Origin of the sequence: Neoalteromonas flava, assembly GCF_002807685.1 — a bacterium.
GTDB lineage: Bacteria > Pseudomonadota > Gammaproteobacteria > Enterobacterales > Alteromonadaceae > Alteromonas_E > Alteromonas_E flava.
The window spans coordinates 197915-216764 of record NZ_PEAX01000001.1; the positions used below are offsets into that span (position 1 = coordinate 197915).

Consider the following 18850-nt stretch of genomic DNA (forward strand, 5'->3'; position numbering starts at 1 on the left):
TTATTGCTCCAAGGTAAAGTCTAGTTGCACAAACATGTTGAACTGCTTAACTGGCTTGCCATCAACGATTTTTGGTCTGTATTTCCATTTCGCTAGCGCGCGACGCGCTTCGCGATCGAATAGACGTTTAGGCTCAGCTTCAAGAACAACAATGTCCTCTACACCACCCACTTCGTTGATTGTGAACTGAAGTTTTACCCAACCTTCCTTACCGTCACGAGCAGCCTGTACAGGATACTTCGGGTCGATACGAACGATAGGAGTTGCTTCACCATCACGCGCCATAGCGCCAACACCACCGATATCCACACCAACACCACCAGTATCAATACCTGGAACAACTAAACTAAAGCCGTCAGTGCTAGGCTCTTCAGCCTCTGGCTCAGTTTGTTCTAACTTAGGTGGCTCTTGCGGTGGTGGCGGAGGCGGAGGCGGCTTACGAGTACGCGTTTGCGTCTCTTCATCCGGCTCAGCCATGACAATGTCGATAATCGGAGCAGGTGCTACTTCATCCGCCGGACGAGCTGAATTTTCGATTAGTTTCGCCATAACAACGAACAAACCAAACGCAACAGCCGCGCCGACTAGAATAGATAGTATAAATCTAACCATCTTACCCCCTCGCCGCTACTGAGACACGGTCGACACCTGCAGCTTTAACCTGATCCATAATCTCTACCACTAAGCCGTGTTTAGCTTTCACATCGGCTTGGATGATTACGTAATCTGTTGGCTGTTCGGTCAACAAGCGTTCAACATTAGCTCTGACACTATCGGCAGAGACCTGGCGCTTATCTAACCAGACATCACCGTCTTCGGTGACCGCAATAAAAATGTTAGCATTTTTATGCAGCACAGCGCGGCTAGCATCTGGCTTATTTACTTCTATCCCGGCTTCTTTTACGAAAACCGTGGTTACGATGAAGAAGATCAGCATGATAAACACGATGTCTAGCATCGGTGTCATGTCAATTGCTGCATCCTCTTCTGGCTCTCTTACTTTACGACCCATATCAATCTCTCTTTAGTGATGCGGCAGGCTATCGACTAAGCCTTCTCTGGCGATCTTTGCTTTAGCCTCAAGACGAGAGCTGACAAACAAGCCAGATAACGCCGCAACCATTCCAGCCATTGTTGGGATTGTTGCCATTGAAATACCAGCGGCCATCAAACGGGCATTACTAGTACCTTGTGTCGCCATCGTTTCAAATACTGTGATCATTCCGGTAACGGTTCCCAATAATCCTATTAGAGGACACATGGCAACTAAAGTTCGAATAATCAACAAACGAGCATTTAATTCGTCTGACGCTTGTGAAATCCAGGCATCACGGATTCTATGCGCATACCAAGAGGTAGTGTCTTTGCGTGCTTCCCAATCAGCAATAATTTTGCTTTTTACTTTTGGGAACACAGCAGACAGGTACCAGTAGCGCTCTATCATCAAAGCCCACATGAGAAAGAGCGCAGCGGCGACGAAATACAATACGTCACCGCCAGTAGCGATAAACTCCCTGACCGATTCCCATAATCCAATCAGGTAAAGCATATTAAGCTTTCTCCGTCTCTGCGTGAGTTGCGATGATGCCAGCAGTTTGCTCGTCTAAGATATGTACAATAGACTTGCTGCGTGACGCCACGATGCTATGCGTTAGGATAAGTGGTAGTGCTGCGATAATACCTTGAGCTGTTGTTACCAACGCCATTGAGATACTACCAGCCATCATACGAGGGTCACCTGTACCGAACAATGTGATTGTTTGGAAGGTTGCAATCATACCCAATACCGTACCCAATAGACCGAGCAACGGAGCAATGGCAGCGAAAATCTTGATGACATTGATACCTGCTTCAATACGCGGTAGTTCACGCAAAATGGCTTCATCAAGTTTCAATTCTAAGTTTTCAGCATCTGCATTCTTATTCTCATGGTAAACCGCAAGAATTCGACCTAACGGGTTAGAGCTAGATGGGTTGTCAGGGTTGTTAAGCTGTGACTTGATTTTGCCACCAACCAAAGTCAACGTAATTAGTTTGTACAAACCAATCAATAGACCGATAACTAGCATGCCTGTGATTACATAACCAACCACACCACCAGCATGATAACGCTCTTCTAATGTCGCTTTTTGCTTCAAGAGGCCTAGGATCGCGCCACGAGAAGGGTCTGCGTAGAATGGGATAACACCAGAGTTTGCACCGCGCAACTCCATTGCTGAATCCACTAAATAACCATCTGGCTGACGGCCAAGAGGCTGCACAGCATCATTAGCATCGTCGTAGACTAAGTAGCCTTCATCACCAATAAGGTTGAACGTACCCACACGCACAACTTCTTGTGTAGTCGTACCACCATCCAAGCTAATAACTTGTGTAGTGAAGCGAGATACTTGACCTGATTCGGTCATTTCGGTTTGTAGTGCGAACCAAAGATCTTCCAACTCACCGATATTCGGTAAGCCTTTAGACTCTTCAGACATTTCTGCTAGGAAAGCGTCACGCCCAGGATATTCAGCACTTACGATCGACGTAGCAATGCGGCCATAGGCTTCAGAAGCTGCCTGACGTACCACACCGAACATTTCACCAAGCGTACCGGTTGCATTGTCCAGCTCAATTTCTTTTTCAGTTAACGTGGTCTCGTTATCAGCGAACTGCTGCTGTAAACGGTCGCCGCGATCCTGCTCAGCTTTTAATTGAGCTTCTGCACGACGCAATAACGCTTGCTTGTCAGCACGCTCACTGCGGAATTCCGCTTCACGTTGTTCGTTAATACGCGCTTGAGAAACACGATTTTCTTTAACTTCTTCAAGCAGTTCTTTTAGCGACTTAGCGTCCTGTGCATAGGCACCTGCAGACAAAACCGTTACAGTTGCCGCTGTCAGTAATGTTTTAATAATCTTATTCATTACTAATTACTCCGCAGCTTTGATAGGTAATTTAATAAGGTCAGCAGGAATGATGCCTTGTGCCATCTTCACTGCATCAACAACTGAGTTAAGATATTCATCACCTAAGCGTTCCCACTTACGTGCATCGTTATCCCAACGCCATGCTGCGGTTTGATCCAACGATAATGCTAGCAACGCTGTACGTCCCAAGTTAAAGAAATCAACCGTGACTTCAGTGCCTGCATCATCCAATGTGCCTTGATAAGACTGGATGCGCGTGCCGTACTCGTTTTCAATTTGGTAAGCTTCAATAACCTGACGGAACTGTTCAGAAACAGTTACGTTTGAGTTGCTCATAATATCGCGCAAACGTTGAACACGCTCTTTACGCTCAACTAGATTGATTGGAATATCCAAATCAATGAACTTATCCAAGCTGTCGATCATGCGATACATCAATGGCACGATACCTTTCTTCGTGTCTTCAATGCTATCGATCTGGCGCTGCAATGAATCAATCGCGCGCTGCTGGTCTGCAACTAAGCCTGCGAGATAGTCGTTGTAGACCTTTAAGTTTTCTGTTTCATCAACGACCGAACGATACTCAACAAGCAATTCCTGTGATTGCTCAAACAAGGCGTTAATTTTTTCTTGAGATTTTGCAGCCGCAGCGTGGATCTTGAATTCTTCATCATGAAGATCTTTAAGCGGATCTGCAGAGACAATGGCGCTACTACCAAGTGCGAAAGCACCCATGACGGTAGCAGCAATAAGAGTTCTCTTGCTCATATTGGACATAGTTCCCAACCAATTTTCTTGTTCGAATCCTCGCGTGTAACCGAATGTTTCAGCGAGGGGCTATTAAACCGTTAGTTAATTTTCTGATAGATGTGTGCAATCGAAAATTGCCCAGGACTTGCGGATGGTCACATGGATACGCTAATAAAGTCAAGCTGGCTGGGATCAAATGCAGATTATTTGTTACAGATTTGTAAGCAGCTCGTACCAGTTTTACTGGGCTGACGAATACCCACCACAGGTAATGAAACAGATTTTACAATTCGTAACAATGGTACAGGTGCATTTTTAACCTCACATCGTATCCTTATATACAACGACGAATCACAGCGTAAAGGAAATATTATGTCGATTAAAAAGCAACTGTTGGTGTGTGCGGCGCTTGTAACATTAAGCTTACCATCGTTAGCTCAAGAACGAACTAGGGATGGGATGTGGATGACTGAATACACCAATACCGTACAAAACGGTTTGTATGCCCTGAACTCAAAGAATTACGAAAAAGCTTTTAACAAGCTGTCTGAAGGCGCAAAGCTAGGGAGTAAAGAAGCACAATTTTACCTCGCGCAAATGTATTTAAATGGCTGGGGCATGGAGCCAGACTATAAGTTGGGCTGGATGTGGTTTAAAGTCGCGATGGAACAACGCACACAGGAATGGCGCGATGCTGAACGCCAACTAACGGCCGCCTTGCCTGCAGACTTTATCAAAGCCATGGAGCCCTTTGTTGCAGAGCATATTGCTCAATACGGCGCTGAAGCACAGGATTTGAGGTGTTTAAAACGTACTCAGGTAGGCTCCAACATTCGTGAAATTATTTGCGAAAAGCGCTCTTACTGATCTCTTAAAGACGCGGTATACTGAGAAGACTTGTAACGCCAGCTTTTGCTGGCGTTTTACTATCATTTAAAATAATAAATTAACATGAAGTACAAACCCAGTTACCAACTTGACGTCGATGGACGTCCCGTATACGTATTTGACGACGTCTGTGATTTAACCGAAGTAAAGTCGCTCTATGCCGGATTAGACAATAGTGCCTACCGCAAAAATGAAGTTGCGCGTCCTGACACGCAGGACTTCAAACATTGGGCCGTGAACCTCAATAGCGAACAAATCTTGGCATTACCCCTCTATCAGAAACTGATGAATGCGGTAGAACAAAGCGCTGGCAAACGCTATCAAGCTTATCGTGGATACTGTAATCATGCAGCGTTTGGCGACATGCTGTTTACCCATACCGATTGTTTACCTGACAGTGATGAAATGACGGCGTTGGTTTACATTTGCCCTGAATGGGACATTGAATGGGGGGGCGAAACCTTGTTTTTCAATAAGCATGATGATTGTGCCTATGCCTGTACCCCGAAACCGGGTCGTGTCGTGGTTTTTCACGGTGCGATCAAACATGTTGGCCGGCCGCCAAACCGAATTTGCTACAAACCACGTTATACGTTGGCGTTTAAACTCGAACCCGCGCAATAATGCAGGCTACATTTTCGTTGGTATAATATCGAATGCCACCGTCATTCTTCGAGCGCCCGCATTGAACGGGCGCGTGCCGTGCCACATGTAAGAAGGAAATAGCACTAAACGTCCATTCTCTGGCTTGACCACATAGTCAGCTGGTAATGAGAGCTGGCTAATTTCGGGTACGCCGAATTGCAACCAACCTTGACCATCGTGGTTCACATCCTCAGGAACATCTACATAAAATACGCCGCTTAGCCAGCCCTGCGGATGGAAATGCGAGGTGTGGTAGCCCCCCGTTCTGAGGCAAACCGACCAAGATCCAGTGAAAGAAATATCCTGACCTACTCGACTTAGAAACGGATGTTTGGTTTGCTTTGGTAAATGCTTGGTGAAGCTTTCCGCTTGGTCTTTAATCCAAGCTTTTAAGGATTGAATAATCTCATCCTGATCATCAAAGATATCTTCATAAGTTTGCGTACCATTGCGTAACGACTGACCAATCGGATGATGAGTGTTGGCATGCACCTGCTCTAACTTGCGCGTTAACTGCTGCACAAATTCATCGCCCTTATCGTTTTGGATAAGAGCACTATGGACCAGCGAGTAATCACACAAGGCCATGTAATCGGCTGACAACGGTGCGGTCAATTTAAGTGCCGTGGAATATAAGGTCCACCACCCTTGGTCTGCGGGCTCTCGCTGCTGTAAACGGCGATACAACTTCTGCGCTGCCGTACCATCACCCAACGCTAACAATATATAGCCACGTTCATTCTCCACAGATACTGGAACTGGCTTGGTACTGTATTTGATGGCATTTGTGATATGCGATTCTGCTCGCTCAAGTTCGCCCGTCAAACGCGCAATCCTGGCCGCCAACATTAGCGTCATGGGATCGTTATCAAGCGCAGGGAGTGCGCGCGTAAGTAACGTTTGCGCTAATTCATATTGTTCGGCATTGATCAACAGGTCCAACGTCGCGATGGTCAAGTCATATTGCTGCTCAGGTTGCGCAACAGCAGCTAGCAAGGGAGCAAAAGGCTGCTCAATGCCTTGTGACCAGCGAAAGTGCGCAAACTCTATTTGCACAGTCACATCAGTCGGAGCAAGTGCAATAGCTTGCTCGTAACAACTTTGTGCCTTATCCATCTGCTGATCTAGCGCGTAGTTTGCCGCCATCATTGCATGCACTTCTGCATCATTCGGATTAATCTGCTGTGCTCGTTGCAACAATGCCAATGCGTCGTGATATTGTTGCTTAGTGCGCAGTAACCCAGCGTATTGCGTCAACACACGATAATCATTCATTCCCATTGGCGAAGCCAATAAACGTTGAAAAATCGTCTCGGCATCACTTAATTTACTTTGCGCAACCAGAGCGCCGGCTAAGCCGATTTGAATATTGGGATCCTGGGGTCTGAGTTGAGCGGCCTTTGTATAGGTTTTAATTGCCAGCTCAGGTTTATCTTGCATTAGCTGTAAGCGCGCGAGATTAACGTAAGCATCACAGAAATTCGCATCTAAGCGAATCGCTCCCTTTAACTGCTTTGCAGCGTCATCCCAGCGGTTTTGTGCGATCAGAAAATTGGCATAGCTGTTCAGGACTGGGGGCAATGCAGCAAATCGCTTAACTAAAAGTTCAAAAGCACGTTGGGCTAGTTTGATTTGTCCGCTATGGCGTAATGCGTTGGCATAACACAAACCAATATTGGGTTCGCAGTGTTTGATTGATAGCTGCGCATTAAACAAGTTGATGACCAGCGCATAATTGCGTTGTTGATACGCACCAAGAATTTGTTGAGTTAACTGCATATTCATTTACTTAATACTTATCTAATCCAGCCAACCTACCCACATTATTCGACCAGTCATTGTGCTCTGCAATAAAGTGTTGGATAAAACCCTTTTCTGCTTCGGTTAAATCGGGGTGCCATACATCAAAAATCAAAACGCTTCTTAGTGTATCACCGGCATTCTTTGCACTATGTTGATATGAATCATCAAAAATCATGCAACTATCACTTACCTGCCATGTAAAGGTGTCTTGACCTGCTTTTAACCAGGCCTGAGGATTAACCCGCAATGGTACATGCACAGTCAGTTTTATGTTGCTTAACCCAAAATGCGGAGGAATATAACCGCCCGGCTCAAGATTTGAAATAAACGCCTCGGGCGCTAACGGTGAGCACTTGGGTAATAACGACTGCTGTAAATACTTTATACAGCTAGGTATAGAAGTGAGACGCCGATTGAGGCCATGTCCATCGATGAAATGTGTCGCCCGCCAGCTTTGTTTAAGTGCATTCCATTCTTGAGTATTCGGTGCACTGCCGATGTGCTCAATATAACTCTTCTCACTCTCACCTATAAACTGCAGAAGCAACGGTAAATCTGCCTGAATATGGGAAATCGTATCAGCTAATCCGACTATCTCTTGTGCTTGGTAAAACGGCTTTGCAGTCAAATCCGGGAAATAAAAAAAACTCGGCTGCTGCAACCTATCTTGCCAAGGCTCTCTGTGCAAACCGATGAAATTAGATACCGCCTTTTGACAGCGCTCAGATACTTGTGCTTCTTCAGCTACACGTTGAAAAAAGTTTTGACGAGCTAGGTTTGCCGCATTCGCACGGTGTGTCGGATGCCAGCTTCGCACAGCTTCCTCATGCTCATTTTGCAACGCTTCAAACCATGCAAGGTATTGTTCTAAAGCCGTTGCAAAATCACCGTTATTAAGAGACAGCTCAATTTTATTAGTAAATTCTTTCATTATTCATAAAAAAACGCCCATAAAGGGCGCTTTTATTAAATCATTTATACAATTACTCGCCGTCAGCACCTGATGTCATGCTGCCACGTTGTAAACGCAACATACCTTCACGACCAGCTTCTTCTTGTGCAGCGCGCTGCTCTGCGGTACGGCAAACACGCGTCATCATGTTTGAACCGATGCGTTTTTCCATTTTACACACAACCCCATCGTCATCGCTGACCGACGCGACTTCACTGTTGCTTTCCTGCGCACTTGTCTTAGAAGAAGACGTACTGTTACACCCTGCAAGCGCCAAAAATGCTGCTAATACTAATAAGTATTTCATAAACTATTTACCTTTTTTGGATATACAACACTGCCATAGTGTGTTGCTGATTCTCGGATCCATTTAGTTAGGATCCACTTCGTTCCTTCAGTAACTGGCGCACCAGCGTGATAAGAATCGCGATCTACATTACCACTTTCGTCCAAATTATCAAAGACTAGAACGTCACCAATCGTCGCATTTACCTGCATGCCCAAGCGTGGGAATTGGGTTTCCCCGCCAATGTAGCCCTTCGATAGATAGGTAATCGCCGTGCGCATGCGTTGGCCCCCATCTGCGAGTATTTGCTCGAAATGTGGCCCCTGCCCCACAATGGCATCGTAATGCGGCTTATACTGCTGGCCATTTTCATAGCGCAACAAATTCATTGATTCCCCGCGTGCGCGCGAAATACCTGTCAGTTTCTCTAATATCATATCCAATTGCAGGGCGAACCAATCGAGATGCTCAGGGGTGACATGCACGATATAACTGGTTCTAACATCATTCTGGATACCTTTCCCAGTTACGGGGTCATGCACTAAAGATGGCTTTAAATGGGGCTGTAAACGCAATTTTATATAGTTGCATGCAAGCTCTGAGTACACCCCTTGAAAAAGGCGAATACCGCATGCTTTCATTGAGATAATCGGCGTGTTAACGCCCAGTTGTTGCCAATGCGAAAGAGCAAAATCAAAGAGTTGTTCCTTATCTTCTTTTGATAATGAACTCGACTCTTGCAGTGATTGGACTTTAACCCCCAAGTCTGCCAATAAACCCGGTGCAAACTGCTGTATTAGCTGCTTAAAAACACCGCTGTTTGGATGTAATTGAGTGAAATCCAATAGAATCAGCGCTGATTCCACGTGGCCCTGCTGAGCCTCAGCATATAGAAATTCAAAATCTTCACGAGTGAGAGACTCTTCCGTAAAAAAGGCCCGCAGTGTAACCAACCGGTGAAGCGTGCCTTTAACACCTCTTTCCCATTGGCGCTGTAAAAACTCGAACGCGCGTTGCGGATCAACCCTAAAGTATTGCTCTGCTAAGTACAAGGTAGCCATTGGGTGGCCCATTTGTGCCGACTGCTCAAGGGCTTGTGTTGCCGCTGCATTGTTTTGCTGAGCGTAGAACTGCATGGCTTGTTGGAATAAGGCTTCACTATTCATATTTCAAATTTCTTATCGCTTATTTTGTATTACTGATTCTTATTATTGTTCTTACTTATTCTGCTTAATTCGTTTTTGTTTTTTGTTCTTTGTTCTTTGTTCTTTGTTCTTTGTTCTTTGTTCTTTGTTCTTTGTTCTTTGTTCTTTGTTCTTTACCAAAGTTTAAGCTCAATGAGGTTTACATCATATTGATAACGCATTTTCTAGAGTCAATCCATAACACGTCGTGCATGTGTGCCTTTGCTAAAGCCTTTGGTAAGGCCCGCGCGTAACAATCAACATAACCTATATTTTTTTAGAGTGATTGCACACTGCAAAATGAGTTTGAAAAAAGTCGGCTCAATTGTTGCGGGTTAACAGCAAAAAAAAAGCCTCTCAGAGAGAGGCTTTTTAGAGTACTAAGAAACTCTTAGAACGTCATGCTGAAACGAACATAACCGAACTGTCCAGGTACTTCGTACATTGACGGGTCGAAGCTGTTCGCGAACGTTGTGAATGATACTGGTGGATCTTGATCCAACAAGTTGTTGATACCAGCAGTTACACGTAGGTTATCGTTAATGAAGTAACCCACTGAAACGTCATGGTAACCCATTGCACCCAACTCGTTGTAATCTTCACCATCAGGGCCACTGTTTGGTGCGCTACATAGTTGGTCGTTCAAGTCCACACCACCAGCTGAACCGATATTACAGTTTTCTACAGTAGAACCGATGTGACGGATCAAGTAGTTCGCAGTCCAGTCGCCGTTAACCCAGTTCAAGCTGATGTTAGAACGGATGCGTGGAACAACATCACGGTCGAATGCACGGCCAGCTTCACGGAAAGGTGTTGATGTGCCAGCTACTGGGTCAACGATGATTATGCTACGATCGTCAACATACGTTGCGTCTAAGCGGAACTTGAAATCACCGAAGTCAGTTTCGAAGTTATAAGCCAACTCCATATCGAAACCTTTAGTAGTTTGACCACCAAGGTTTACTAGACCGTTGAACAAGTCGATAACCTGACCTTGTGAACCACGTTGAATTAGTGAACACAATGTAGTACCTGTTTGCGCACAGGCGTCTAAGATAGTCTGAGCGCCAACACCAGATACTGCACCGTCAACTTCGATATCGAATACGTCAAACGTTAATGACGCACCTTCTAACCAAGATGGCGCATACACTACACCGTAAGTGAAGCTTTCTGCTTCTTCAGCATTTAGGTCTGGGTTACCACCAACAGTGATACGGATCTGTGAGTTAGGCTGTTGATAGCCAGCTGGAATACCCGCACAACCTGGAAGGTTCGGGTTAGCAGCCGCACCGCCATTACACGGGTCAGTCAGTGGTGGGAAGCTGTCACTTTGTCCGCGGAATAACTCTAGGATTGACGGAGCACGGAAAGCCTCAGACCAAGTACCACGAACCATCAATTCTTCGTTGATGCGCCACTTGATACCAATTTTAGAATTCGTAGTGTCACCGAAGTTGCTGTAATCTGAGTAACGAGTCGCAAGTTCTAAGTCTAGCGCTTCAACAAACGCTACATCAGCTACTAATGGAACCGCTAGTTCTAAGTAGAACTCTTCAACACTAAAAGAACCTTCAGTTGGTTGACGAGAGTTACCTGAAGTTATACCTGCCGCAATCAACGCGTCTGGCTGATCATAACCATTCTGCCAGCGTTTCTCGTAACCTGCTGCGAATGACATGAAGCCAGCTGGTAGTTCCATTACGTCACCGGTGATGTTTGCTTGATAACTTTCTAGCGAAGTACCAGATGCGTCTTGCGCAGTGAATGTAATATAGTCTAGTTGAGCTTGGGTAATCGAGCCCTGGCCAATACCAGTTGAACCATTGAACAGATCAAGCGGTACGCAGCTTGAGTCTGAAACACATGCATCACTTAAAGCAGCTTTAACGCGGTCGGTGTTTAATAGACCGTCGGTAATTGTGTTCTGTGCGATATCAGCATACGTGTAGCCAACATCCCAGTAGAACTCGCGGTCGCCAAGCTCAAGAACACCTTCAAAGCCACCGTTAAACTGGAACTGGTCAACGTTTTGTTTGAATTCGCGGAAACCCGCTTCAAACATACGACGGCCAACTAAGAACAACCAACCTGGATCGCCAGGAGCCACGTCAGTAGACAGCTCGTAACCCAGTGGGTTATACGGGTTATTTGCACCGATCACATAACCTGTGTCACCAAAGGCAGCACCGAAGAACAATGGCGTAGGTGCTAGCGCCTGAGCAGATTTACGATTACCGTAGAACGCAGTTGCTACAGCAGATACGTTGTCACTTAGCTCGTAACGGCCCTGAGAATAAATATTAGTACGCTCTTGTGGAGTAGATAGGTAGTTGAATGGAGCATAGTTGAAACGGCTACCAACGTTATCCCACGGTTCGAATCCACCATTACCGTCGCCACTTAAGTTATTGAAACCGCCTTGGTCATCATAAAACATGAAACGACCGTTAGGTGTACCAGACGAACCGTTGAAGCCAGTAGGTGTACCAAACGTTGGTACTGCAGAGATTTCACGATCACCCGCGAATGTTGGCTCTTCTTCTACATAAGAAACGTTGAAATAAACGTTGCCTTTGTCGTTAGACGCACCGAAACCGATGTCATACTGTTCTTTGTTGCCGTCGCCTTCGCTGATGTACTCACCTTGGTAAGCACTTGCGTGTAGGCCGTCGAAATCTTGCTTAGTGATGATGTTAACAACACCAGCGATTGCGTCAGAACCGTAAACCGCAGAAGCACCGTCTTTCAATACTTCGATACGCTCGATGATTGAAGAAGGGATGTTGTTCAAGTCAACAGAACCGCCAAGGCCTGGAGACCAACGCTTACCGTTTACCAATACCAACGTACGGTTAGAACCGATACCACGGATGTTAATAGTAGTAGTACCATTACCACCGTTGTTGTTGTTAGTGTTGATTGCTGAACCAGCTGCAGGAATTGACTGAAGTACGTCACCGATTGAAGTGATACCGAACTTTTCAATTTCAATTGAGTCTAGAACAGATACTGGGTTCGCACCTTCGATGTCTGCACGACGGATACGTGAACCAGTTACCTGGATTTTTTCAACAGCGCCTTCATCTGCACCAGCGTCTTGAGCGATTGCTGGAGCGGCAAAACCGAGTGATGATACTGCGCCGAAAGCACAAGCCAACTTGACTGACTGTGCCAGCTTAGAGTTTGTAAACATGTATTGTCTCCCTGGACCACTAATATGTTTAGTGATTTGTTATAACCGTTTAGGCGGTTTTTTATTAGTAAGGTAGTGAACCTCACGTTGATAATAACCACATCCCTAGGGCGCGGTCAACAGCGTTTACGACGAGAGGAAAAAAAGTTCATTATTTTTTTTGCTTATTTTTACTGGCCGTAAACAAAAAATTACACACTGGCGCTAATTAACGCTCCACTTGATATAAATGAAACTCTAAATAACGCCTTACTTGTTGTGGCAATTGCGGTAATAAGGATTTTGGCAATAAGAAAGTTGCCATGTCGAAAAAGTCGGTGAATACTCTATTTGCCTGTGTTGTGCGGTGCAGATAATGGTGTCCTGCTGACCCTCCCGTACCAATCTTGCCCCCCAACATGCGGTGTACCATCATGGCATGACGATGACGCCAAATGGTTAATTTCTCATCAACTTCAGTGAGCAAAGTGATAAATTGAAAGGGCAAATTAAAAATCGGCTCTTCCGCGTATTGCTTGATAAATAGTGCAGATAGCATGGCTTTTTGGCTGAGTCGAAATTGGCCACTCGTCAACAACTCTGCGTATTTAGTTTCATCGAGTAAGGCATCAAACTTTGCTTGCGTCTCATCTAAACCAGCCAATTCTCGTGCCTTATCTTCACCAGATAATCCATCATTGGTTTCTACTACCTCTCGGTCTTCAGCAAGATAGGTAGAGGTTACATCTTTGTACAACTGCCAGAAAGAAAACCCATCGATTTCCAACAGAGGCATGCGTGCCAGCCAACGATCCACTAACTCAAATAAACTCGGTTGCGATTCAAGCTCAGTAAGATAAGCCCGGTCTTCGTCCGTCAAACGCAAGTAAAAAGACTGCTTATCAAAATCAATGCGATACTCACGTTTTAGACCAAGCGATATTTCTAGCTGTTTGAACTGAATACTTTGAAAACCCGATGCTGGCACCAAATAATCGCGAAATGCCAAAAACTCCTGTGGTGTCATGGTTTCCATAACGCTGATCTGATCATTCATTAACTGCTGTATCGCCGTTACCCGACGCAAGCGATGCACTACAGTTGTAAGGTCACGATCATCGACAACGTCTGCAGAAAATACCTTAATAATGCTGTTTAGCTCGTGCAGGATTTGTTTGAACCATAACTCATATACCTGATGCACAATGATAAATAGGGTTTCTTCGTGGGCAGGCGTGGCGTATTTGGCACTTTGTAAGTGCTGGGCAGAGAGGATTTTATCCAATTGCAGGTAATCGCCGTAATAAACGGGTGGGACTTTATTTTTCATAATAATTATTCTTTTTTTGCTTACACATAGATTACCAGAACATCGCTATAGTTGGCTATTTATGAAGCGCTGCTACAGCTATGAACTTCGCGTCCGCGACGGAACCAAGTCTTCACTCCGCAGCGGCAACTACACAACTTGAATAAGCGCAAGTTCCAAGCCCATGATTAGATAACAGCAACAATTCATCACTGATAATAAAGAGATAATGAGTTGTTAAGTTCACACTTTACAATCCACTTAGTTGCATAGAATGAGATCCTGTGTTGAATGAAAAGCTAATATTGACCGGGTCAGTGATTATTCCGACTCGGTTAAAACTCGTATTTATGGTGACAAATTAGTCGACAAATAGGCTCGGCAGTGCCTATAGTTATTGCAGTATAAAACGTGGAGGTAACTATGAAACTAGATGATGACATTCATAATTATTATGAGCATCTGGTAATTGAACGGATCGCGAAATTGAATTTGGATAAAACCAAGGATAGCGATTTTCTAGCAGATTTGTGTTGCTTGGCTTTGAATCAAGTGCCGCCTCGATATATCCGCTACGAAGTGGATATGGCATTTTACCTGCCGCAAAATGAGCGCCAACAAATGGAAATGAATGTTGTTAACGCTGTTGACAAGGCGCTTTCGTTTTTGAATCAACATAAAGAAAGATAACGATAATAAGGGTGGCAGGCACCTAGCCACACTCCGGCACATGAGTCATTCGCTACGGCTGCTCCCTTCCGGGCCTGACCGGGTTTACGAATTATCATTGCGGAGGAACCAGGCACCCACCATTGAAGTGGTATGCGCTGCCTTCACAGCGGCGCGCATTATCCCTAGTAACGGTGGCGATTGCAACCGCTCTTGGAAAAATTCACCTACTGCAGATTAACCGTTAAAGCGTTCTTCTGCGATTGCGTTTGCTATTTTGTTAGTAGCTGCCTGTTCAGACTCGGCACGGGCAAATATATCTGCCAAGTTATCACCAATACGCTCAATATGGGTTTTCATCGCAGCGGCATTGGACTCAAAACGTTGATGATAAATATCAATTACACCACCAGCATTGATTACATAATCAGGGGCATACAGAATGCCCTTCTTGCGCAACTCCTCACCCATTGATTCTGTGCTCAGCTGATTATTTGCAGCCCCAGCTATAACCTGAGCTTGAATTGTCTCCAAACTTTGTGGATTTATAGTCGCCCCCATTGCGCAAGGTGCTAGTACGTCAGCTTTGACTGCATTAATCTCCTGTGGTGCCACTACAGTAGCCCCAAACTCATTGCGTGCTCGCTCCGCATTTTCAGGATAAATATCGGCGACCACCAAATTCGCACCTGCTTGGTGTAAATGCTGCGCTAAACGATAACCAACATGCCCGAGCCCCTGAATAGCCACTGTTAGCCCTTTAACATCTGCGTTGAACTTATGTTTTACTGCCGCCAACAATCCAACATAAACACCGTATGCTGTCGACGGAGCAGGATTGCCATCAGACGGCTCACCGGTATAACGAAACTTAGCGTTGATTCCAGCGATGTACTTTGAATGTTTCGCCATATTTTGCAAATCATCAACGCTGATCCCGGAGTCTTCTGCAGTAAAATAGCTCCCTCCCATAGAGTCAACAAAGCGACCCATGGACTCCATCATTTCCGTGGTTTTGATCTGACGCGGATCCCCCATTATCACCGATTTTCCTCCACCAAGTTTGAGCTCAGCCATTGCCGCTTTGTAAGTCATACCACGAGACAATCTGAGTACATCTGTAAGTGCTTCTGCGCTATCCGCATAGGGCCACATCCGGCAACCGCCTAAAGCGGGTCCTAGATTGGTATTATGCACAGCAATAATAGCCTTTAAACCTGTCTTACTATCATGCCAAAAGGCCACTCTTTCGTGGTTGTCAAATTCACTATGATCAAAAACACTCACTGTCAGGGTACTCGTAGGTTTGATTTATTATTTCGCCATGTTAATGGAATCTCTTGAGGACACGTGTTGCCTTTTTAATCATGCTAAACAAATAGCTTGAATAACAGTTGCAAGCTGCTCGTAAATGGTAGGATACTTGTCCTATAATTATTAAATAATCAAAACAGCCCTACGGCGTTAAGAAGGAAGTCAATGAAGCTGGACAAGTTCGACCGAGAAATACTGCGCGTCATGCAACGTGATGCAACTGTCTCGATGGCTGATTTAAGTCAGCGTGTGGGTTTATCACACACGCCATGCTGGCGCAGAGTAAAGCGCCTTGAAGCAGAAGGTATTATTAAGGGTAAAGTCACCCTACTTGATGGCAAAAAGCTGAGTCTTGGGGTGTCCGTGTTCATCTTCGTCACATTAAAAAATCATGATGGCGAATCACTCAATGATTTTGAAAAAGCCGTGCAAAATATCGATGAGATTGTGGAGTGCCACACCACCAGTGGTGACCGCGACTACCTACTCAAAGTGATCGTGGAAAGCATCGAAGAATATGAACACTTACTGAAGTCGAAGCTCACCCATTTACCGCTTGTCGATCACCTCAGTTCGACCTTCGCTTTGAAGCAAGTCAAAAACACCACTGAACTGCCCATCAAAAACCAGTAGCGGGCGCTAACCGCTACTGTGAATCAGGCTGATTTTCCGGGCGTGCGCGATCAAACGCGTCCAACTCCTGACAATTATTGTAAATTGACCAAATCAGTGGGTATTGCTGCATATCCACATTGAAACGCTGTGCGTTGTATACTTGTGGCACTAATACGATGTCGGCAAGCGAAACATCAAACCCGAAACAATATTTACCCGCCCGAGTTTGCAGGCGTTTTTCAATACCGGCAAAACCTTTCTCTATCCAATGCCTTGCCCACTTCGCTTTTGCGTCATCAGCGTCACTAAGCTCAGCGACAGCATTAAGCACGCGTAAATTGGCCAGAGGCTGTATGTCACAGGCTATATCTTGTGCAATTGAGCGAATTCGAGCTTTATCCAACGCGTGTTCGGGTAAAAATTTCAATGGTTGAGGATATCGCTCATCTAAATATTCAATAATGCTAAGAGACTGATTCAGGGTGAAATCTTCATCATCATCCACGAATGTCGGCACTAAAGCAGAAGGATTCAAATGCAGGTAATCTGTGGAGTGCTGTTGGCCCCCGTCTTTAACTAGATGGATTGGGATGTATTGATATTCAAGTTCTTTCAAATTAAGCGCAATACGTAAACGATAGGTGGCTGATGACCGCCAATAACCATAAACATGTAAACTCATATCTACCTCTTAAATTGACCGGCTAAAGTATGCCCTTTCACCTTGGACTATTTAGCTCTACTTTTATTTTTTGCTAATACCATAATCGCGCAGTTTGTTGGCGATCGCAGTGTGGCTCAAACCCAGCTTTTTCGCGAGTTGTCGAGTGCTGGGGTAAAACGGGTACAGCCTCGCCAACACTTGTTTTTCAAAACGTTTAACCTCTTGATCCAAACTGCCTTCGAAATTTTCATCGACAAAACTGATGTGTGAGGTTGGTGTTGGTAACTGTAAATCCTCAACTTTAATTTCCAACTGTTCAGTTAAGGCCACTGCGCGCTGTAAGATTTGCTCTAACTGTCGAACATTCCCTTGCCATGGATAATTGACCAAATAATCACTGGCAGATTTCGCCAACCTTACGCGTTTGCGCCCCAAAGTCATGCAGTGCTGTTGAATGAAATGTTCGGCCAAGGGCAATATATCTGCTTTGCGTTCCCGCAATGAAGGCATCGCTAGCGCAAATGGCGACAGCCGCACTAATAATTCTGGCAAGATAGCGCCCTGCTCAGCTGCTCGCTCTAAATCCTGATTGCTACACGCAATCACTCGAACAGCAATATCAACATTGTCATTACTATTCAAAGGCGTAAATTGCTGCTGTTCGATTAATCTTAGTATTCGCTGCTGACTTGCAATATCCAAATAAGTCAGCTCATCAATAATCAGAGTCGCCTGTGGCTGAGTTTGTGCGTGCGTATCGACGCTGTTAAGCGCCGACATCAGGCAGCCATTGTGCGCAAACATTTCGTTTTCGATAACATCAGCCGTTTTACCAGCTGTCTTGATGAAGAGCATTTGTGACTCATCCAACGAGCACGCATGATGGATTGCGCTGGCCAACAATTTCTTTCCACTGCCTATTTCACCGAGGATCAGTAGTGGTTGCTCAAGCGTCGCTAAGCGCTGTGCATTTGCTAACGTTCGTTGCATCGCCACTGACTGGGCCATAAAGCGGTCAAAATTTTTGGTATTTGGACGATTAAATGCCGATAGTTGTTCGCCTAATCGAACTTCTGATTTTAATAACACAACCGCGCCGGCTAAAATCTTTTCGTCATGCGAGTCGCTGATATATATCGGTAATATATCTGCTAAGTAGTCTTGTTCAGCAAATTGTAGTTTGTGAGCTTGAGCAAGCACCTGTTCGCCATCCAGCCATTTAGCAAAGTTAAAGCCTTTGACTACTTCACTGATTTCAGCCCCCAGAAGCTCATGTTGAGGATCGGGCATGCCGAGTTCCACGGCATCATTGATTTGTGTGATGGTGCCTTTCCGATCAATCGAAAATACCGGGTCGGGTAAAGTTTGCAGTATCGCCCGTAATTGATGCTTTTCCCTTTCAACTGGCATAAACGCAGTGGTTTTTACGTCCGTAATACCCTCAATTCGGCGGATTTTGGGCATCAGATGCTGAAAGTCAGCGAATTCGATATTCGGAAAATTCAGAAAAATTTTACCCGCACGATCAATTTCAATTCCGCGCAAATCAATTTTATGCTCGACCAATATATCGAGCACGTCTTGGGTGATTCCCAAACGATCTTGGCATGTAATTTCTAGGCGCATAGGGTGTTTGTAAAGTTTTTTGTACATAATAGCATGCACATATAAACTTCGTAATGTT

The 18850-nt window shown here is 45.1% G+C and carries 18 protein-coding genes and 1 other RNA gene; 4 read left to right on the top strand and 15 right to left on the bottom strand.

Translation table 11 applies throughout. The annotated features are described in order from the left end of the window. The 5 genes from CSH92_RS00950 to CSH92_RS00970 are packed head-to-tail and all read right to left on the bottom strand — an operon-like array spanning position 1 to position 3680. Positions 1 to 612 carry an energy transducer TonB gene (locus CSH92_RS00950; RefSeq protein WP_100655731.1) on the bottom strand — a complete coding sequence of 204 codons (612 nt, stop codon included), beginning with the start codon at positions 610 to 612 and terminating at the stop codon, positions 1 to 3. Between the two features lies 1 nt (position 613). Beyond that, the gene (locus CSH92_RS00955) at positions 614 to 1012 is read right to left on the bottom strand and encodes an ExbD/TolR family protein (protein WP_100655732.1); all 399 of its coding nucleotides are present in this window, start codon (positions 1010 to 1012) and stop codon (positions 614 to 616) included. Positions 1013 to 1024: 12 nt separating this feature from the next. After that, positions 1025 to 1549, bottom strand: coding sequence for a MotA/TolQ/ExbB proton channel family protein (locus CSH92_RS00960; protein ID WP_100655733.1), 525 nt, complete (start codon positions 1547 to 1549; stop codon positions 1025 to 1027). Between the two features lies 1 nt (position 1550). Beyond that, complete coding sequence (locus tag CSH92_RS00965; protein ID WP_100655734.1) at positions 1551 to 2909, bottom strand: MotA/TolQ/ExbB proton channel family protein; 1359 nt, start codon at positions 2907 to 2909, stop codon at positions 1551 to 1553. Between the two features lie 6 nt (positions 2910 to 2915). After that, complete coding sequence (locus CSH92_RS00970) at positions 2916 to 3680, bottom strand: DUF3450 domain-containing protein (protein WP_100656279.1); 765 nt, start codon at positions 3678 to 3680, stop codon at positions 2916 to 2918. Positions 3681 to 4034: 354 nt separating this feature from the next. Here CSH92_RS00970 and CSH92_RS00975 point away from each other — a divergent pair, with 354 nt between their 5' ends. After that, complete coding sequence (locus CSH92_RS00975) at positions 4035 to 4529, top strand: SEL1-like repeat protein (RefSeq protein WP_100655735.1); 495 nt, start codon at positions 4035 to 4037, stop codon at positions 4527 to 4529. Positions 4530 to 4613: 84 nt separating this feature from the next. Further along, the gene (locus CSH92_RS00980) at positions 4614 to 5174 is read left to right on the top strand and encodes a 2OG-Fe(II) oxygenase (protein WP_100655736.1); all 561 of its coding nucleotides are present in this window, start codon (positions 4614 to 4616) and stop codon (positions 5172 to 5174) included. 6 nt (positions 5175 to 5180) lie between these two features. Here the strand turns inward: CSH92_RS00980 and CSH92_RS00985 are convergent, their stop codons facing one another. From CSH92_RS00985 to CSH92_RS01010, 6 genes are all read right to left on the bottom strand, one after another. After that, on the bottom strand, positions 5181 to 6980 hold the full coding sequence (locus CSH92_RS00985; RefSeq protein ID WP_100655737.1) for a putative 2OG-Fe(II) oxygenase: 1800 nt from the start codon (positions 6978 to 6980) through the stop codon (positions 5181 to 5183). A gap of 4 nt (positions 6981 to 6984) precedes the next feature. Beyond that, on the bottom strand, positions 6985 to 7929 hold the full coding sequence (locus CSH92_RS00990; RefSeq protein ID WP_100655738.1) for an aspartyl/asparaginyl beta-hydroxylase domain-containing protein: 945 nt from the start codon (positions 7927 to 7929) through the stop codon (positions 6985 to 6987). A 52-nt stretch (positions 7930 to 7981) separates the two neighbouring features. After that, entirely contained in the window at positions 7982 to 8257 is a 276-nt protein-coding gene (locus CSH92_RS00995) for a hypothetical protein (protein WP_100655739.1), read from the bottom strand. Next, complete coding sequence (locus tag CSH92_RS01000; protein WP_100655740.1) at positions 8254 to 9402, bottom strand: prolyl hydroxylase family protein; 1149 nt, start codon at positions 9400 to 9402, stop codon at positions 8254 to 8256. The genes CSH92_RS00995 and CSH92_RS01000 overlap by 4 nt, the downstream gene beginning before the upstream one ends. Before the next feature lie 409 nt (positions 9403 to 9811). Further along, positions 9812 to 12616, bottom strand: coding sequence for a TonB-dependent receptor plug domain-containing protein (locus CSH92_RS01005; RefSeq protein ID WP_100655741.1), 2805 nt, complete (start codon positions 12614 to 12616; stop codon positions 9812 to 9814). 208 nt (positions 12617 to 12824) lie between these two features. Continuing rightward, positions 12825 to 13925: a tryptophan 2,3-dioxygenase family protein gene (locus CSH92_RS01010; protein WP_100655742.1), complete on the bottom strand. Its 1101-nt coding sequence runs from the start codon at positions 13923 to 13925 to the stop codon at positions 12825 to 12827. 402 nt (positions 13926 to 14327) lie between these two features. On the opposite strand from CSH92_RS01010, the gene CSH92_RS01015 reads away from it, so the two are divergent. Then, positions 14328 to 14594 (top strand): late competence development ComFB family protein, encoded by a 267-nt coding sequence (locus CSH92_RS01015; protein ID WP_100655743.1) that lies wholly within the window; start codon positions 14328 to 14330, stop codon positions 14592 to 14594. Between the two features lie 17 nt (positions 14595 to 14611). On the opposite strand, the gene ffs is transcribed toward CSH92_RS01015, so the two are convergent. Both ffs and CSH92_RS01025 read right to left on the bottom strand, forming a co-directional pair. After that, an RNA gene (gene ffs / locus CSH92_RS01020) (signal recognition particle sRNA small type) lies at positions 14612 to 14708 on the bottom strand. Positions 14709 to 14810: 102 nt separating this feature from the next. Further along, positions 14811 to 15860, bottom strand: a complete 1050-nt coding sequence (locus CSH92_RS01025; protein ID WP_100655744.1) for a Glu/Leu/Phe/Val dehydrogenase dimerization domain-containing protein — start codon at positions 15858 to 15860, stop codon at positions 14811 to 14813. A gap of 192 nt (positions 15861 to 16052) precedes the next feature. On the opposite strand from CSH92_RS01025, the gene CSH92_RS01030 reads away from it, so the two are divergent. Further along, a complete protein-coding gene (locus CSH92_RS01030; RefSeq protein WP_100655745.1) occupies positions 16053 to 16520 on the top strand; it encodes an Lrp/AsnC family transcriptional regulator in 468 nt (155 codons plus the stop codon). 13 nt (positions 16521 to 16533) lie between these two features. On the opposite strand, the gene maiA is transcribed toward CSH92_RS01030, so the two are convergent. Then, on the bottom strand, positions 16534 to 17184 hold the full coding sequence (gene maiA / locus CSH92_RS01035; protein WP_100655746.1) for a maleylacetoacetate isomerase: 651 nt from the start codon (positions 17182 to 17184) through the stop codon (positions 16534 to 16536). 63 nt (positions 17185 to 17247) lie between these two features. Further along, positions 17248 to 18792 (bottom strand): sigma 54-interacting transcriptional regulator, encoded by a 1545-nt coding sequence (locus tag CSH92_RS01040; RefSeq protein ID WP_100656280.1) that lies wholly within the window; start codon positions 18790 to 18792, stop codon positions 17248 to 17250. Positions 18793 to 18850: the final 58 nt, after the last annotated feature.

Coding starts and splice junctions, on each gene's coding strand:
- CSH92_RS00950 (WP_100655731.1), bottom strand. CDS start 612: ATGGTTAGATTTATACTATCTATTCTAGTCGGCGCGGCTGTTGCGTTT.
- CSH92_RS00955 (WP_100655732.1), bottom strand. CDS start 1,012: ATGGGTCGTAAAGTAAGAGAGCCAGAAGAGGATGCAGCAATTGACATG.
- CSH92_RS00960 (WP_100655733.1), bottom strand. CDS start 1,549: ATGCTTTACCTGATTGGATTATGGGAATCGGTCAGGGAGTTTATCGCT.
- CSH92_RS00965 (WP_100655734.1), bottom strand. CDS start 2,909: ATGAATAAGATTATTAAAACATTACTGACAGCGGCAACTGTAACGGTT.
- CSH92_RS00970 (WP_100656279.1), bottom strand. CDS start 3,680: ATGAGCAAGAGAACTCTTATTGCTGCTACCGTCATGGGTGCTTTCGCA.
- CSH92_RS00975 (WP_100655735.1), top strand. CDS start 4,035: ATGTCGATTAAAAAGCAACTGTTGGTGTGTGCGGCGCTTGTAACATTA.
- CSH92_RS00980 (WP_100655736.1), top strand. CDS start 4,614: ATGAAGTACAAACCCAGTTACCAACTTGACGTCGATGGACGTCCCGTA.
- CSH92_RS00985 (WP_100655737.1), bottom strand. CDS start 6,980: ATGAATATGCAGTTAACTCAACAAATTCTTGGTGCGTATCAACAACGC.
- CSH92_RS00990 (WP_100655738.1), bottom strand. CDS start 7,929: ATGAAAGAATTTACTAATAAAATTGAGCTGTCTCTTAATAACGGTGAT.
- CSH92_RS00995 (WP_100655739.1), bottom strand. CDS start 8,257: ATGAAATACTTATTAGTATTAGCAGCATTTTTGGCGCTTGCAGGGTGT.
- CSH92_RS01000 (WP_100655740.1), bottom strand. CDS start 9,402: ATGAATAGTGAAGCCTTATTCCAACAAGCCATGCAGTTCTACGCTCAG.
- CSH92_RS01005 (WP_100655741.1), bottom strand. CDS start 12,616: ATGTTTACAAACTCTAAGCTGGCACAGTCAGTCAAGTTGGCTTGTGCT.
- CSH92_RS01010 (WP_100655742.1), bottom strand. CDS start 13,925: ATGAAAAATAAAGTCCCACCCGTTTATTACGGCGATTACCTGCAATTG.
- CSH92_RS01015 (WP_100655743.1), top strand. CDS start 14,328: ATGAAACTAGATGATGACATTCATAATTATTATGAGCATCTGGTAATT.
- CSH92_RS01030 (WP_100655745.1), top strand. CDS start 16,053: ATGAAGCTGGACAAGTTCGACCGAGAAATACTGCGCGTCATGCAACGT.
- maiA (WP_100655746.1), bottom strand. CDS start 17,184: ATGAGTTTACATGTTTATGGTTATTGGCGGTCATCAGCCACCTATCGT.
- CSH92_RS01040 (WP_100656280.1), bottom strand. CDS start 18,792: ATGCGCCTAGAAATTACATGCCAAGATCGTTTGGGAATCACCCAAGAC.